Here is a 14,445-nt window from a genome sequence, read left to right on the forward strand (position 1 = left end):
TGTTTCGCCCTCCGCGCCTTTTTGCTTCCGGCGGCGTCAGGCGGTCTTTTTATTCCGGTCGAGTACCATCAGAGTACACCCCCTGCATAAAAAGCCCGCCTTCCTTGCCGGAAGGCAAAAATTCGCAGGATGGCAAAACAGGTTTTGAAAGTATCTTTTGCCCCCTGGACAGCGTCAACGGCCCGTTTCAGTCCAGGTCTGCACCAGCATGTACCATCCCTGGCCTGAAACGGGTCGTTTTCTTGCCAGGGAACAAAAACTCGCTTTCAAAAGCCGTTTTTTCGGACGGTAAGAAGCGAGGTCAGAATTACTGAAATCGGCGGGGTCGGGAGGTTTTCCGGCCCCGCCGCAGCAACCATAAGGCCGCACATGGCCAACAACCGCGCAGGCCCGCGGCGGACAGACCGGGGTTAGGCAGCAGATTCGGAGGCGACATGACAAAGAACAGCGATAAACCCCTGGTAGTGGGCCTTGCCGGATTCGGCACCGTGGGCGGCGGCCTTGTGCGTCTGCTTGACGAAAACGCCGATCTCATTCGCCGCCGTTGCGGGCGCGATATCGTGCTCAAAAAGGTGCTTGTGCGCAACGCCACCAAGGCCCGCAGCGCCCAGTTGCCAGCCGGAACCGAGCTTACCACCGATTACCGCGCGCTTACCGATGATCCTGAAATTGACGTGCTGGTGGAACTGATCGGCGGCATCGACAATGCCCGCACCATCATCGACCGCGCCCTTGATCAGGGCAAACACATCGTCACCGCCAACAAGGCCCTGCTGGCTGAGGAAGGTCTGGCCCTGTTCCAGAAGGCTGACCGCAAAAAGCGCATTCTGCGCTACGAAGCCAGCGTGGCCGGGGCCATCCCCATTGTGGAAACGCTGAAGGAAAGCCTCACGGGCAACCGGATTGAATCGCTCATGGGCATTCTCAACGGCACCAGCAACTATATTTTGTCTGAAATGACCAGCAACGGCATGGATTTTGACGTTGCGCTCAAGCAGGCCCAGCAGCTGGGCTATGCCGAGGCCGATCCCACGCTGGACATTGATGGTCACGATGCCGCCCACAAGCTTATTCTGCTTATCCGTCTGGCCTACGGGGTGCACTATCCCTACACGGCCCTTTCGGTGCGCGGCATTCGCGGGCTTTCTGGCATGGATATCCGCCTTGCGCGCGAATTTGGCTACCGTATCAAGCTCATTGGTCAGGTGCGCGAGGTGCCCGGCGCCGAGGGCTCTGAGGGTGAAGGCAACATCCGGCTTGAGGCCGGGGTGTTCCCCGCCCTTGTGTACCACAAATTTTTGCTGGCCCGCGTGGGCGGCGTGTACAACGCCGTTCGGGTGGACGCCAACGCTTCCGGCCCGCTGTTTTTCCACGGGCGCGGCGCGGGCGATCTGCCCACAGCCGGGGCCGTGCTGGGCGATCTGCTGGCCGTTGCCCGCGATGAACGCCCCAACAACACCGGCTTTGTGGGCAAGGAACTGCCCAAGGCCTCCATCGTGCCGCCGGAAGAATGGCGCTCGTGCTACTACGTGCGCGTCATGGTGCAGGACACCCCCGGCGTGCTGCGCGATCTTTCGGGCTGCATGGCCGCCGAGGGCATCAGCATGGCTCAGGTTATCCAGAAGAGCGATGAAGGCAACGGCGTGCCGCTGGTCTTCATGACCCACGAAACCACGGCCCGCGCCATGAGCGACGCACTCCAGCGCACCATGGACGCTGGCCTGCTCAAGGAACCCGCGGTGTACTTCCGCGTGTTGGGAGGAGCATGATAATTTTTGATGAACCATATGTCTCGCCAGAGCTGCTCGACTACGCGGCAGCCCGGCGGGAACCGGTGCTCGACAATGCTGTGGCGCGGGACTTGTCCCGCGCCCGCGCGCTTTCTGGCGCAGCGCCCCTGAACCTCATGCCGGAAGCGGAATTTGCGGCCCAGTGCCGGAAGCCCTGCCCGGACTGCGCGCCCCCGCGCATTTATACCTGCTCGGAAAATTCCCTGGCCTGGGTTTGCGACCATGTGGACAATGCCGAGCTTGTCAGCGGCATTGAAAAGCTCAAGAACAAGGCCAGGACCCGCGAGTTGCTGCGCCCCCTCTACGATGATTATTTCTATCGCAGACTCAGCCTTGATGCCCTGCGCCACCTGCCTTTTGAAGAACTGCGCCTGCCCTGCGTGGTCAAGCCTTCTGTGGGCTTTTTCAGCCTGGGCGTGCGCATTGTGCGCACCCGCGAAGACTGGCAGGCCGCCCTTGCCGCCATTGAGCAGGAAGCAACGCACTGGCGCGAGCAGTATCCAGACAGCGTGGTGGACAGCGAGGACTGGCTCATCGAGGAATACATTGACGGCGATGAATACGCCGTGGATGTGTACTTTGACGCACAGGGGCAGGCCGTGATCTGCAACATCCTGCGGCACGAATTTGCTTCCGCTTCGGACGTGAGCGACCGCCTGTACTACACGGGCGCTTCTGTGGTACGCTCACACCTTGCGGAGTTCGAGGCATGGTTCAACAAGGTTAACTCCTTGCTGGGTCTGCGGAATTTTCCCACCCATGTGGAGCTGCGGCGTGATGCCCAGGGACGTATACGGCCCATAGAATTCAATGCCCTGCGTTTTGCGGGCTGGTGCTGCACGGACGTCACCCTGTTTTCCTGGGGCTTCCACACCTACGGCTGCTTTCTGGAAGGGCGGCGGCCCGATTGGGACAAGGCTCTGGCAGGGCGCGAAGGCAAGCTCTACACCCTCATTGTGCTGAACAAGCCGGAAAACTGCCCGCCCGTGCGCAACTTTGATTACGAGGCATTGAGCCGGGGCTTTGCCCGTGTGCTGCATGTGCGCAAAAGCGATTTCACGCGCTACGGGCTGTTTGGTTTTCTCTTTACCGAAACGCCGGAAAACCAGCGTGAAGAGCTGGACCGCATAGCCCGCTCCGACCTGCTGGAATTCACAAGTTGAGGCAGCCGTGGAAACTCTTGAAATAAGCACCCGCAGCCGTTGCGAGATGGTCGACATCACGGCGGAGCTACGCTCGCTGGTGCGTCGCAAGGCCGCAGATGGCCGCTGGCAGAGCGGCGCTCTGGCTCTGTTTTGCCCGCACACCACCTGCGGCCTCACTGTCAACGAAGGCGCAGACCCTGACGTGCGGCGCGACATGCTGGCCTTTTTCAGCCGCCTTGCCCCGGAGCATGGCGATTACCGCCACGCTGAGGGCAACAGTGATGCCCACATAAAAACCACCCTGCATGGGCCATCCCTTCTGCTGATTGTGGAGAAGGGCGAACTGTGCCTTGGCACCTGGCAATCTGTTTACCTGTGCGAGGGCGACGGCCCCCGCCGACGCAACCTGTGGCTGCAATGGCTGAAGTCCGACGACTAGAGCATTTCGTGGCAAGGATTTTTCAGGAAAATCCTTGCGGAGCTGTTAACGAATGGAATGAGTTAACTGCTCTAGAGCGGGCATTCAGCTGTTTGCGGCCTGCCTTTTCATGGCCTCAAAGGAGCACAATCCATGCCCCATGACGTAGATCTTATTCTTACGCTTGCCGGGGGGCTTTCCGCCGCCCTGGTTCTTGGTTTTATCACGCAGAAACTGCGCCTTTCCCCGCTTGTGGGCTATCTGCTCGCAGGCATCATCGTAGGCCCGCACTCCCCCGGCTTTGTGGCCGATGCGTCCACGGCGGCCCAGTGCGCGGAGATCGGCGTTATCCTGCTGATGTTTGGCGTGGGCCTGCATTTTCACCTCAAGGATCTGCTGGCCGTGGGGGCCATTGCCACTGGCGGCGCAGCGGCGCAGATATCGCTGGCAACGCTGGCAAGCATGGGGCTGTTGCATTTTTTCGGCTTTGATCTGTTGTCCGGCGCGGTCTATGGCATGGCTATTTCTGTTGCCAGCACCGTGGTGCTTACCCGTGTACTTGCCGATAACCATGACCTGCACAATACCACCGGGCATGTGGCCCTGGGCTGGCTGGTGGTGGAAGATATCTTTACCATCCTGCTGCTTGTGCTCCTGCCTTCGGTTCTTTCTCCGGGCGGCGAATTCTGGAGCGCCCTGGGCATGACCCTGCTCAAACTGGCGGCGCTCTCCGTGTTTACGCTTGTGGCCGGGCAAAAGCTTATCCCGTTGTTTCTGGGCTACGTGGCCCGCACGGGAACCCGCGATCTGTTTACCCTTGCGGTGCTGGCTCTGGCCCTTGGCATTGCCGTGGCGGCGGCGGAGTTTTTTGGGGCGTCCATGGCGCTTGGCGCTTTTTTGGCTGGCATGGTTGTGGGACAGTCCGAGTTCAGCGCCCGTGCCGCCGCCGAAGCCCTGCCCCTGCGCGATGCCTTTGCCGTGCTGTTTTTTGTGTCTGTGGGCATGCTCTTTGATCCCGCCTCGCTGGCGCAGGACTGGCCCCTCATGCTGGCGACCCTCTTTGTCATCATGATTGTGAAGCCCCTTGGGGCGCTGCTGATGACAAGTTTGTTCCGCAAGCCTCTCAAGCTGGGGCTGCCCGTGGCCGCCTCCCTGTCACAGGTGGGTGAATTTACTTTTATTCTTGCGGGTCTTGGCATCAGCCTTGGGGTTTTTGACCAGAGGGTGAACAATGCGCTCATTCCTGCGGCCATCATTTCCATCACGTTCAACCCCATGCTGTACCGCAAGGCCAAGGATCTGGGGCTGTGGTGGGAGAAGCGCAAGCGCGGCAACGTTGCCGAACCTTCGGCCTGTCTGATCGTGCCGGACGAAGGCACCCGCGGGCGGGTGGTTGTGGTGGGCTACGGCCCCGTTGGCCGCAGTTGCTGCCGCATTTTGCAGGACAGCCGCATGCTGCCCGTGGTTGTGGAAATGAATATCGACACTGTGCGGCTTTTGCGCAGCGAAGGGGTACCCGTGGTGCACGGCGATGCCATGCAGGCCGAAGTGCTGCGCGAAGCTGGCCTGGAAAAGGCCGAGGCACTGCTGCTGACAACCCCCAGTATCCCTGCTGGCGAAGTGACGCCCATAGCGCGCGCGGTGAATCCGCATGCGCGCATTCTGGCGCACACAGCTTTTGTGAGCGAGGCCCGCTCCCTGCGCGAGAAAGGCGTGGATGCTGTGTTCAGCGGCGAGCGTGAAGTTGCATTGGCCATGGCGGAGTACTTGCTGCGTTCGGCGGGAGCGCCGGAAGCGTATGTGCAGACGGAGCTTGAACGCGTTCGCCAAAACCTCGACTAGTCTTTGTTTAAAAAGAGTCTTTTTCCCCCTGACTGCGTCAAAGGCCCGTTTCAGTCCAGGGCTGCACCAGCATGTACTATCCCTGTCCTGAAACGGGCCTTTTCCTTGCCAGAGGACAAAATCCATCTTTTTAAATGTAGCTTATTGAGAAGTATGAATTACGCGAAACTTGTTGCCCGTTAACGTGAACAGCAAAGAAAAATCATAAGCATCGAATCAAATTAACCCCATACGCTATAGTGAAACCAGCGCCCGGATTGTTGTCATGATCATCCACATAGACATGGATGCCTTTTTTGCATCGGTAGAGCAGATGGACGACCCGTCCCTGCGCGGCAAGCCCGTTATTGTGGGCGGCGAGCAGAGGGGGGTGGTTTCCACCTGTTCTTACGAGGCGCGCGTTTTTGGGGTGCATTCCGCCATGCCCATGGCAACGGCCCGCAGGCTCTGCCCGCAGGGCATTGTGGTGCGTGGCCGCCACTCGCGCTATGCCGAGCTTTCGCGGGCGGTCATGGCGGCCCTTGGCGAGTTTTCGCCCCTTGTGGAGCAGGCCAGCGTGGATGAGGCTTATGTGGATGCCACAGGCCTTGAACGTCTGTTCGGCTCGTTGGAAGAACTGCTTCTGCGCATCAAGGGGCGTGTGCGCGAGGCTACGGGCGGGCTCACCTGCTCCGCCGGGGCCGCGCCGGTGAAATTTCTTGCCAAAATATGTTCAGACATCAACAAGCCCGATGGCATGTTCATATTGCGGCCCGAAGAAGTGGATGATTTTCTGGCGACTTTGCCCGTGGGCAAGATTCCCGGCGTGGGCAAGCGCATGGTTGAGAGCCTGCAAGGTCTGGGTGTGAGAACTGTGGGGCAGTTGCGCCGCTACAGTCTGGACTTCATGCTGCGCAAATACGGCAAGTGGGGCGGCGTGTTGTACGAGCGCGTGCACGGGCGCGACCCGCGCGGCATAGAAACCGAGCGCGCCGCAAAAAGCGAAAGTGCGGAATGCACCTTTACCGAGGACACGCGCGACCGGGATTTTTTGCAGCGCATGCTGCTGGCCCATGCAGAGCGCGTGGGGGCCTCGTTGCGGCGGCATGGCTACAGGGGCCGCACGGTGACGCTCAAGGTCAAGTATACGGATTTCAGGCAGGTTACCCGTTCGCGCACCCTGCCGGAGGGCATAAACGCCACGGAAACCATTTTTGAGGTGGGCTGCGCCTTGCTGCGCGAGCTGCCCCTGCCGCAGCCTGTACGGCTTATCGGCCTTGGGGTTTCAGGTTTTGACGCACCTGTGGCGCAATTGGTCTTGCCGGGCGCGGTCAAGCCAGCAACTCAGGGTCTGGATCCGCAGGTCGAGGCCAGAAGGCAAAAACTTGATGCCGCGCTGGACGATCTGCGCAGCCGCTTTGGCAACAAGGCGGTGCAGCGCGGGCGGCTGTTTACGCCTGCGGAAAAAAAGGCAGATGCCGCGCTTACCCCGGATAGCGCCGGGGATGCAGGCACGGCGGATACAAAAGAATCTGACAGTGAAGAATAGGCGGCTTTATGCGTTTGCCTGACCCTGCCGCGTAAACAGAGCCATGTATTCCTGATTGCCCTTGGGACCCTTGATGGCGGCGGGCAGCACTCCCTGACAGGCAAGAGCCAAATTGGCCTGGGTGAAGAGCAGGATTTTATCCACCGCGCGCTGGCGTGCGGCCTCATCGCGCACCACTCCCTTGACGGTTTCGCCAGGGCCAAGCTCAAATTGCGGTTTGATGAGCGTGGCGAGCATGCCGCCGGGTTTGAGCCAGGGCATGCATGAGGGCAGCACGAGGGTGAGCGAAATAAAGGAAACGTCCGCGACCACCAGATCAACCATCTCGGGGATAAGGCTCTGCTCCGCATGGCGCAGGTTGACGCCTTCAAGGTTTATCACCCTTTCGTCGGCGCGCAGGCGTTCGTGCAACTGATTTTTGCCCACATCCACGGCATAGACGCGTTTGGCCCCCCTTTGCAGCAGGCAGTCCGTAAAACCACCGGTGGAAGCACCCGCGTCCAGGCACACAAAGTCGGTCACATCCAGCTTGAAATGTTCAAGGATGGTCAAAAGCTTGTAAGCGCCACGGCTCACGTAGCGTTCCGGCTCCAGCAGGGCAAAGACCGTGTCGGCGGCAAAAGGATGCCCCGGCTTGGGCACAACCTGCGGCGGCGCACCGGGGACCGTCTGTTCAAGGATGATCTTGCACGCCATGATAAGGCGGCGGGCCTGTTCGCGGCTTTCCGCAAGGCCCTGCTCAAATACAAGCTGGTCGGCGCGTTGTCTGGGTGTTTTTGGCATGGGGGTCTTATATCTGCTTGCCGCGTCAACCACAAGACTGCCCCGCGATTGCTGCGCACCGGGCACGGCAAAGGGGGTGCAACTGGCCCCCGATGAGATGGCGGAAAGTCAATTTATACTTAACCCCGTCCGGCGCACTTGCCAAAGCCGTAAAAGAGGGCTATATAGCTTGCCCTTGTGCGGTACTGCGCCGCGCCAAGGGTAAAACGCGCGGGCGTCCGAATTGCTGAAAAATCTGGATTATGCCGCGTTCACGAGGTAGCTGCCATGAAAAATGATATCCATCCCAAAGTGTTCAACGCCACCATCACCTGCGCCTGCGGCAATGAAGAGCACGTGCTCTCCACCAAGGGCGAACAGGTTAGCGTGGAAGTTTGCTCCGCTTGCCACCCTTTCTTCACCGGCAAGCAGCGTTTTCTTGATACCGCTGGTCGTATTGACCGCTTCCGCAAGAAGTACGCCAAGTTTGATCAGTAGTAAGCTTGGGTCGGGCCTTTACCGGGACTCCAGCACTGGCATGACGCCCGAAAGTTCGCGGCGGGCAGGCTCGCAGCAAATCGCCCCGCGTGCAAAGCGCGCGAGCGGTGTGTTGCGGCTTGCCCTCGCTCTTTTGAACGCGGAATGCGCTCCGGTGGGCGGGCAGGCCGTCATGGAAGGCGTGATGATGCGTCACGGTGATGTCTACGGGCTGGCGGTTCGTCAGGCCGATGGCGTCATTCGTGCCATGCGCTGCCCTTGGTTTTCGCTCACCCGCAGCCCCTGGCTCAAAAAGCCCTTTGTGCGGGGCTTTCCTGTGCTGCTGGAAACTCTGGTCAACGGCATCAAGGCGCTCAACCGCTCGGTTGAAGCTGTGGCCCAGAGCGAGCAGGAGGAAATCTCCGGCTGGCATCTGGTGCTTACGCTGATTCTGGCCCTGCTGATGGCAGTGGGTCTTTTTGTGGTTGTGCCGCACCTGCTCTCGCTGGTGATGCTCTGGGCGCACCTTGGCGGCGATGTGGAAGGGCTTTCGTTCCACCTCTGGGACGGTTTTTTCAAGTGCTGCATCTTCATGGGGTATATCAAGGCAATTTCGTATGTGCCTGATATCCGCCGTGTTTTTCAGTATCATGGGGCAGAACACAAAACCATCCACGCCTATGAGGCGGGGGGGGATGTGGACGCTGCCGCCGCCATGGGCAAAAGCCGCCTGCATCCGCGTTGCGGAACCACGTTTTTGCTGTTTGTCATCAGCATTTCCATATTGCTGCATGCGGTGCTGGTTCCCCTGATGCTGAGCATTTACACGCCGCAGGGTGAGGTTGCCAAACATGTCCTCACCATTGGCGTCAAGCTGTTGCTGATGGTGCCCATCAGCGCGCTGGCCTATGAGCTTATACGTTACGCTGCCAAACTGCCCGAAGGGCCTCTGGCAACGGTGCTGCGCGCGCCGGGGCTGGCCCTCCAGCGGCTCACCACCTATGAGCCTGACGAAAGCCAGCTTGAGGTGGCCGTGGTGGCCCTGCGTGAAGCCCTTGGCCCGGATGATGGCGCGAGGGTGCACACCGTAGGCTACACCACGGAATAGCGCTTATTGCCGTCTTTTTCTGCCGCTTTTGCGGCAGATGCTGTACATGGGCTTGTTGCCTGGCATGCTGCTTGCGGCATGGCTGCGCGCCCGTTTTTCGTTTTTCCGCCCACAGCGTGTTGGAGACACCTATGTTCGCCAAATTGGAAGGTCTGGAAAAGAAATTCATGGAGCTGGAGCATTCCCTGGCTGAGCCGGACGTGTTCAACGATCAGGAACACTACCGCAAGCTCACCAAGGCCCATGCCGATCTGCGCGACATTGTTGAAAGATACCGCCGCCACAGGGCGCTGTTGCAGGAACAGGCCGAAAACAAGCAGCTGCTGCGCGATGAAGACCCCGAAATGCGCGAGCTTGCCCAGGAAGACCTGCGCCGCATTGAAAAGGAACTGCCCGAGGTGGAGCAGGAGCTCAAGCTCATGCTGCTGCCCAAGGATCCGCTGGACGAAAAGAACACCATTCTTGAAATCCGCGCCGGTACGGGCGGCGAAGAAGCGGCCCTGTTTGCCGCCGACCTGTTCCGCATGTACTCGCGCTACGCCGAAGTTAAGGGCTGGAAGGTGGAACTCATGAGCGAATCGCCCTCCGAATCGGGCGGCCTCAAGGAAGTTATCTGCCTTATCAGCGGCAACAAGGTTTACAGCCGCCTCAAGTTTGAGGCGGGCACCCACCGCGTGCAGCGCGTGCCCGCCACAGAAGCCCAAGGCCGCATCCATACCTCTGCCGCCACCGTGGCTGTTATGCCCGAAGCGGAAGAAGTGGACGTGGAAATCCGCCCCGAAGACCTGCGCATCGATATTTACCGGGCTTCCGGCGCTGGCGGGCAGCACGTCAACAAGACGGAATCGGCTGTGCGCATCACGCACTTGCCCACCAATACCGTTGTGACCTGTCAGGACGAACGCTCGCAGCACAAAAACAAGGCCCGCGCCATGAAAGTGCTTGCCTCACGCATTCTGGCCGCCGAGCGTGAACGCTATAATTCGGAAATTTCCGCCGACCGCAAGTCGCAGGTGGGTTCCGGCGACCGTTCCGAGCGCATCCGTACTTACAATTTCCCGCAGGGGCGTTGCACGGATCACCGCATCAACCTGACCCTGTATTCTCTGGATCGTATCATGGAAGGCGAAATTGATCCGCTGATTGAAGCCCTGAGCACGGTGGCGCAGGCCGATGCGCTCAAGGCCGCAGCCACGGATTAATCGCCACCTGCATTAAATATGGATACAAAAAACGCCCGCAAATTTTGCGGGCGTTTTTTGCGTCTGCATGACGGGCATCCATGCGACAAAATGCACTTATACTGACTGATCGGGCAGCCGCAGCATGCCCTCGCGGATGATAAAGGCGATCACGGCCTCAATGCCGGCACCGGAAAGCATTTCTGTGAGCACATAGGGGCGTTCGCCGCGCATGCGGCGGGTGTCGCGTTCCATCACGTCCAGCGAGGCATGCACCATGGGCGCGAGGTCAACCTTGTTGATGATGAGCAGGTCGGACTTGGTGATGCCGGGGCCGCCCTTGCGCGGGATTTTGTCCCCGCCGCTCACGTCTATGACATAGATGGTGAGGTCGGCCAGTTCCGGGCTGAACGTGGCAGAGAGATTGTCGCCGCCGCTTTCCACCAGCACCAGCTCAAGGCCGGGATGGCGCGCCTGAAGCTCTTCAATGGCCTGAATGTTCATGGAAGCGTCTTCGCGGATGGCAGTGTGCGGGCAGCCGCCCGTTTCAACGCCAATGATGCGGTCAGCTTCAAGGGCGTTGTGGCGCAGCAGAAATTCCGCATCTTCACGGGTGTAAATGTCGTTGGTGACGACAGCCATATTGTAGTGCTTGCGAAGGCGCATGCACAGGTGGCGCAGGAGGGCCGTTTTGCCGGAACCCACAGGGCCGCCAACGCCCACTCGCAGGCAGGGTCTATTGGTCATGACGTTCAACTCCTGAAAAGTCGGGTGTATTGTCGTTCGTGTCCGGCGCTGCACAGGGCGAGGCCGGGGAGGCTGGAGCCGATGTCCTCATCGGGCAGGGCCGCTGCCTGAGCCACCAGTTGCGGGACGGCAGGCATGAACTCCAGCAACAGTTTTTGCGCGGCGGTCTGGCCCAAAGGCACTGTTTTGCAGGCCACGGCCACCTGATTTTGCAGCCAGCTCCACACATAGGCGCAGGCCGCGTCCATCCCGGCGCGCTGCTGCGGGGCAGGATCGCAATAAGGCTCCATGCTACGGGCGTGCTGGCCGAGCATGACGGCGGCAACCGCAAAACAGGCCGTGTACCCCGCTTTGTCTGGCAGCTGCCAGTGCGGCAGCATGCCCTGATCGTGCAAAATACGGCGCAGGGCGCGCCCCATCTGGATTTCTTCCTGCCACAGTTCGCGGCTTTCGCGGCCTGCAAGCATAAGGGCGTTCCAGCGGGCCAGCGCATCGGCATCTGCACTGGATGCCGCCGCGTGCATGCGCAGCAGCAGCGGCAGGTCGTTGCGCGCAAGGCCGAGGCGCAGCACGCCCCAAAGCCAGCGGCGCACGCCTTCCGCAGTGGCCGCATGCCCCCGTTCCACAGCGGCTGCAAGCCCCTGCGACCAGGCAAAACCGCCCACTGGCAGGGATTGCCCCGCCAGATAGAGCAGGGCTGTCAGGCCAAACTGCGGCCCATTCCATGCCGTGTGGCTACAGCCACGGCCAGCATGCGGCCCGGTTTGCCCCGCGGCATCCTCCGCCTGCGCATGTGCCGCACACTGTTGAACATGTTGAGCAAGGCAGGTTCCGCCAGCCAGCGCCCTTGCAGGGGGCGGCAGCTCGGATGCCGGCTCAGTCGCCAGTCCGGCAGCCAATTCAGCCATGACTGTGACCGTGGCCGCCGTAGGCTCCGCCCTCAGGCACAAAGGGCAGATTTTCTCGGCGCAGGCGCAGGCCCAGATTTTCCGCCAGTTCTTCAAGCACGTGGTCGGGCATGAAGCGCAGCCACTTGTGCCCGAGTTGCATGGCGGCGTGGCGGTTGCCAAGGTGATAGCAGGCGCGGGCCAGAGTTTCCCAGTTGGGGGCAATGCCCGTCACCACAGGTTCCTCGCCGTTGCGCACAATTGCCAGCACGTCCCCGGCGCGCAGAATATCGCCCTCGCGCAAAACCTGCCCTCGCGTGAGAAACAGGCCAGCTTCTTCGCCGCTGTCCAGCCGCAGCCGCTGGCGGCATTTGCCGCGCTGCTCCCATGTCAGGGTAAGGGTGGCCGTAGGCTCCAGATTGGTGCGCTGCCCCATGTTTTCAGTAAATTCCAGCATGGTCGCTCCTTAGTTGGTTGCCTAGAACAAAAAATAACGTTGCGCCAACGGCAGCACTTCTGCCGGAGCGCAGGTGAGAATCTCGCCGTCAGCGCGGACTTCATAGGTTTGTGGGTTCACGGCAATAGCCGGGGTGGCGCTGTTGAGCAGGAGGTCGCTCTTGCACAGGGTGCGCGTGCCCCGGCAGGCGGAAAGCCCGCGCAGCAGACCCAGCTCCCGCAGCCGCCCCTCGCCGCCGTTTTCCATGAAGGCGCGCGAAACAAAGCTCAGGCTGGCGGCAGCCGCAGCCTGCCCCAAGGCGCCAAACATGGGCCGGTAGTGCATGGGCTGCGGCGTGGGGATGGAGGCGTTGGCGTCGCCCATGGGCGCGGCGGCTATCTGCCCGCCCTTGATGACCAGCGAGGGTTTGACCCCAAAGAAGGCGGGCTTCCACAGCACGAGGTCGGCCAGAAGGCCGGGGGCCACAGCCCCAATGGCGTGGGAAAGGCCGTGGGTAACGGCGGGGTTGCAGGTGTACTTGGCCAGATACCGGCGCACGCGGAAGTTGTCGTTGCCACGCCCGCGATCTTCGGGCAGAGGGCCGCGCTGCACCTTCATCTTGTGCGCGGTCTGCCACGCGCGGGTGATGACCTCGCCCACGCGGCCCATGGCCTGCGAGTCGGACGAGATCATGGAAATAACGCCCATGTCCTGCAAGATATCCTCCGCTGCAATGGTTTCGCGCCGGATGCGCGAATCGGCAAAGGCTGCGTCTTCGGGCAGGGAGGGATTGAGGTGGTGGCAAACCATGAGCATGTCCAGATGCTCGTCCACGGTGTTCACCGTATAGGGCCGGGTGGGATTGGTGGACGAGGGCAGCACGTTGGGCAGGGAACAGGCGCGCAGAATGTCGGGCGCGTGCCCGCCGCCTGCGCCTTCCGTGTGGTAGGTGTGGATGGTGCGGCCCCGGAACGCGGCCAGCGTGTCTTCCACAAAGCCCGCCTCATTGAGCGTGTCGGTATGGATGGCGACCTGCACATCGTATTCGTCAGCCACGGTAAGGCAGGTGTCGATGGCAGCCGGGGTGGTGCCCCAGTCTTCGTGCAGTTTCAGGCCGCAAGCGCCCGCCTCGAGCTGCTCGCGCAGGGCCTCGGGCATGGCGGCATTGCCCTTGCCCAGAAAGCCAAAGTTCATGGGCAAGGCGTCTGTGGCGGCCAGCATGCGTTCCAGATGCCAGGGGCCGGGGGTGCAGGTGGTTGCGTTGGTGCCCGTGGCAGGGCCGGTGCCGCCGCCAAGCATGGTGGTGATGCCGCTGGCAAGGGCTTCTTCCACCTGCTGCGGGCAGATAAAGTGGATGTGCGAGTCCATGCCGCCAGCGGTGAGCAGGCAGCCTTCGCCCGCAATGATCTCCGTGCCGGGGCCGATGACCACGTCCACATCGGGCTGCACATCGGGGTTGCCCGCCTTGCCGATGGCGGCGATGCGGCCGTCGCGTATGCCAAGATCAGCCTTGATGATGCCCAGCGCCGCATCCATGATGACGGCATTGGTGATGACGGTGTCCATAGCGCCGTCAGCATTGCTGATCTGGCTCTGGCCCATGCCGTCGCGAATGACCTTGCCGCCGCCAAAGCAGACTTCATCGCCATAGACGGTGTGGTCGCGCTCGATTTCTATCCACAGTTCCGTGTCCGCAAGGCGGATGCGGTCGCCCGTGGTGGGGCCGTAGAGTTCGGCATACTGGCTTCTGGGGATGCGGATCATGCTTCTTCCTCCCTGGGGGCTTCGGCATCAAGCGCCCCCATGATCTGGGCGCGAAAGCCAAACACGCGCCGTGCCCCGGCGTAGGGCACAAGGCGCACTTCGCGTTTTTGCCCCGGCTCAAAGCGCACGGCGGTTCCGGCGGGTATGTCGAGCCGCATGCCGCGCGCGAACTCGCGGGCAAAGGTCAATGCCGGATTTACTTCAAAAAAATGGTAGTGCGAGCCCACCTGAATGGGCCGGTCGCCTGTATTGGAAACTTCCAGCACCACTTCGTGCCCTTCCGAGAGTGCGTTGAGGGTTATTTCGCCCTCTGCGATATGAAATTCACCGGGAATCATGCGTCCCCCTTGCGTGTTCGTG

General features: G+C 61.0%; 14 protein-coding genes. 8 read left to right on the forward strand and 6 right to left on the reverse strand.

Going from position 1 to position 14,445, the window contains the following annotated elements:
- The first annotated feature begins 434 nt into the window (after window positions 1-434).
- The 5 genes from RDK48_RS06795 to RDK48_RS06815 all read left to right on the forward strand — a co-directional run bounded on the left by RDK48_RS06795 (window position 435) and on the right by RDK48_RS06815 (window position 6,723).
- Complete coding sequence (locus RDK48_RS06795) at window positions 435-1,769, forward strand: homoserine dehydrogenase (protein ID WP_298998304.1); 1,335 nt, start codon at window positions 435-437, stop codon at window positions 1,767-1,769.
- Window positions 1,766-2,953, forward strand: a complete 1,188-nt coding sequence (locus RDK48_RS06800; RefSeq protein ID WP_298998307.1) for an ATP-grasp domain-containing protein — start codon at window positions 1,766-1,768, stop codon at window positions 2,951-2,953. The genes RDK48_RS06795 and RDK48_RS06800 overlap by 4 nt, the downstream gene beginning before the upstream one ends.
- A gap of 7 nt (window positions 2,954-2,960) precedes the next feature.
- Window positions 2,961-3,374 carry a secondary thiamine-phosphate synthase enzyme YjbQ gene (locus RDK48_RS06805; protein ID WP_022659934.1) on the forward strand — a complete coding sequence of 138 codons (414 nt, stop codon included), beginning with the start codon at window positions 2,961-2,963 and terminating at the stop codon, window positions 3,372-3,374.
- Between the two features lie 132 nt (window positions 3,375-3,506).
- Complete coding sequence (locus tag RDK48_RS06810; RefSeq protein ID WP_298998311.1) at window positions 3,507-5,195, forward strand: cation:proton antiporter; 1,689 nt, start codon at window positions 3,507-3,509, stop codon at window positions 5,193-5,195.
- 265 nt (window positions 5,196-5,460) lie between these two features.
- On the forward strand, window positions 5,461-6,723 hold the full coding sequence (locus RDK48_RS06815) for a DNA polymerase IV (protein ID WP_298998313.1): 1,263 nt from the start codon (window positions 5,461-5,463) through the stop codon (window positions 6,721-6,723).
- Window positions 6,724-6,729: 6 nt separating this feature from the next.
- Here the strand turns inward: RDK48_RS06815 and RDK48_RS06820 are convergent, their stop codons facing one another.
- The gene (locus RDK48_RS06820) at window positions 6,730-7,506 is read right to left on the reverse strand and encodes a TlyA family RNA methyltransferase (RefSeq protein WP_308587855.1); all 777 of its coding nucleotides are present in this window, start codon (window positions 7,504-7,506) and stop codon (window positions 6,730-6,732) included.
- 267 nt (window positions 7,507-7,773) lie between these two features.
- Here RDK48_RS06820 and rpmE point away from each other — a divergent pair, with 267 nt between their 5' ends.
- The 3 genes from rpmE (at window position 7,774) to prfA (ending at window position 10,272) form a co-directional block, all read left to right on the forward strand.
- Window positions 7,774-7,983 (forward strand): 50S ribosomal protein L31, encoded by a 210-nt coding sequence (gene rpmE, locus RDK48_RS06825; protein WP_022659930.1) that lies wholly within the window; start codon window positions 7,774-7,776, stop codon window positions 7,981-7,983.
- A 172-nt stretch (window positions 7,984-8,155) separates the two neighbouring features.
- The gene (locus RDK48_RS06830) at window positions 8,156-9,070 is read left to right on the forward strand and encodes a DUF1385 domain-containing protein (protein WP_298998531.1); all 915 of its coding nucleotides are present in this window, start codon (window positions 8,156-8,158) and stop codon (window positions 9,068-9,070) included.
- A 131-nt stretch (window positions 9,071-9,201) separates the two neighbouring features.
- Window positions 9,202-10,272 (forward strand): peptide chain release factor 1, encoded by a 1,071-nt coding sequence (gene prfA / locus RDK48_RS06835; protein ID WP_298998317.1) that lies wholly within the window; start codon window positions 9,202-9,204, stop codon window positions 10,270-10,272.
- 96 nt (window positions 10,273-10,368) lie between these two features.
- On the opposite strand, the gene ureG is transcribed toward prfA, so the two are convergent.
- From ureG to RDK48_RS06860, 5 genes are read right to left on the reverse strand one after another with little or no spacing between them, the layout of a single operon-like run.
- Window positions 10,369-10,998: an urease accessory protein UreG gene (gene ureG, locus RDK48_RS06840; protein ID WP_192113505.1), complete on the reverse strand. Its 630-nt coding sequence runs from the start codon at window positions 10,996-10,998 to the stop codon at window positions 10,369-10,371.
- Window positions 10,999-11,003: 5 nt separating this feature from the next.
- A complete protein-coding gene (locus RDK48_RS06845; RefSeq protein ID WP_298998320.1) occupies window positions 11,004-11,906 on the reverse strand; it encodes an urease accessory protein UreF in 903 nt (300 codons plus the stop codon).
- Window positions 11,899-12,342 (reverse strand): urease accessory protein UreE, encoded by a 444-nt coding sequence (ureE, locus tag RDK48_RS06850; protein ID WP_298998324.1) that lies wholly within the window; start codon window positions 12,340-12,342, stop codon window positions 11,899-11,901. The genes RDK48_RS06845 and ureE overlap by 8 nt, the downstream gene beginning before the upstream one ends.
- A gap of 21 nt (window positions 12,343-12,363) precedes the next feature.
- Window positions 12,364-14,085 (reverse strand): urease subunit alpha, encoded by a 1,722-nt coding sequence (gene ureC, locus RDK48_RS06855; RefSeq protein ID WP_298998326.1) that lies wholly within the window; start codon window positions 14,083-14,085, stop codon window positions 12,364-12,366.
- On the reverse strand, window positions 14,082-14,423 hold the full coding sequence (locus tag RDK48_RS06860) for an urease subunit beta (RefSeq protein WP_298998329.1): 342 nt from the start codon (window positions 14,421-14,423) through the stop codon (window positions 14,082-14,084). Before RDK48_RS06860 ends, ureC begins: the two co-directional genes overlap by 4 nt.
- Window positions 14,424-14,445: the final 22 nt, after the last annotated feature.

Source organism: uncultured Desulfovibrio sp., from assembly GCF_902477725.1.
Taxonomy (GTDB): Bacteria; Desulfobacterota; Desulfovibrionia; order Desulfovibrionales; family Desulfovibrionaceae; genus Desulfovibrio.

Coding starts and splice junctions, on each gene's coding strand:
- RDK48_RS06820 (WP_308587855.1), bottom strand. CDS start 7,506: ATGCCAAAAACACCCAGACAACGCGCCGACCAGCTTGTATTTGAGCAG.
- RDK48_RS06800 (WP_298998307.1), top strand. CDS start 1,766: ATGATAATTTTTGATGAACCATATGTCTCGCCAGAGCTGCTCGACTAC.
- ureG (WP_192113505.1), bottom strand. CDS start 10,998: ATGACCAATAGACCCTGCCTGCGAGTGGGCGTTGGCGGCCCTGTGGGT.
- rpmE (WP_022659930.1), top strand. CDS start 7,774: ATGAAAAATGATATCCATCCCAAAGTGTTCAACGCCACCATCACCTGC.
- RDK48_RS06795 (WP_298998304.1), top strand. CDS start 435: ATGACAAAGAACAGCGATAAACCCCTGGTAGTGGGCCTTGCCGGATTC.
- RDK48_RS06830 (WP_298998531.1), top strand. CDS start 8,156: ATGGAAGGCGTGATGATGCGTCACGGTGATGTCTACGGGCTGGCGGTT.
- RDK48_RS06860 (WP_298998329.1), bottom strand. CDS start 14,423: ATGATTCCCGGTGAATTTCATATCGCAGAGGGCGAAATAACCCTCAAC.
- prfA (WP_298998317.1), top strand. CDS start 9,202: ATGTTCGCCAAATTGGAAGGTCTGGAAAAGAAATTCATGGAGCTGGAG.
- ureE (WP_298998324.1), bottom strand. CDS start 12,342: ATGCTGGAATTTACTGAAAACATGGGGCAGCGCACCAATCTGGAGCCT.
- RDK48_RS06845 (WP_298998320.1), bottom strand. CDS start 11,906: ATGGCTGAATTGGCTGCCGGACTGGCGACTGAGCCGGCATCCGAGCTG.
- RDK48_RS06815 (WP_298998313.1), top strand. CDS start 5,461: ATGATCATCCACATAGACATGGATGCCTTTTTTGCATCGGTAGAGCAG.
- ureC (WP_298998326.1), bottom strand. CDS start 14,085: ATGATCCGCATCCCCAGAAGCCAGTATGCCGAACTCTACGGCCCCACC.
- RDK48_RS06810 (WP_298998311.1), top strand. CDS start 3,507: ATGCCCCATGACGTAGATCTTATTCTTACGCTTGCCGGGGGGCTTTCC.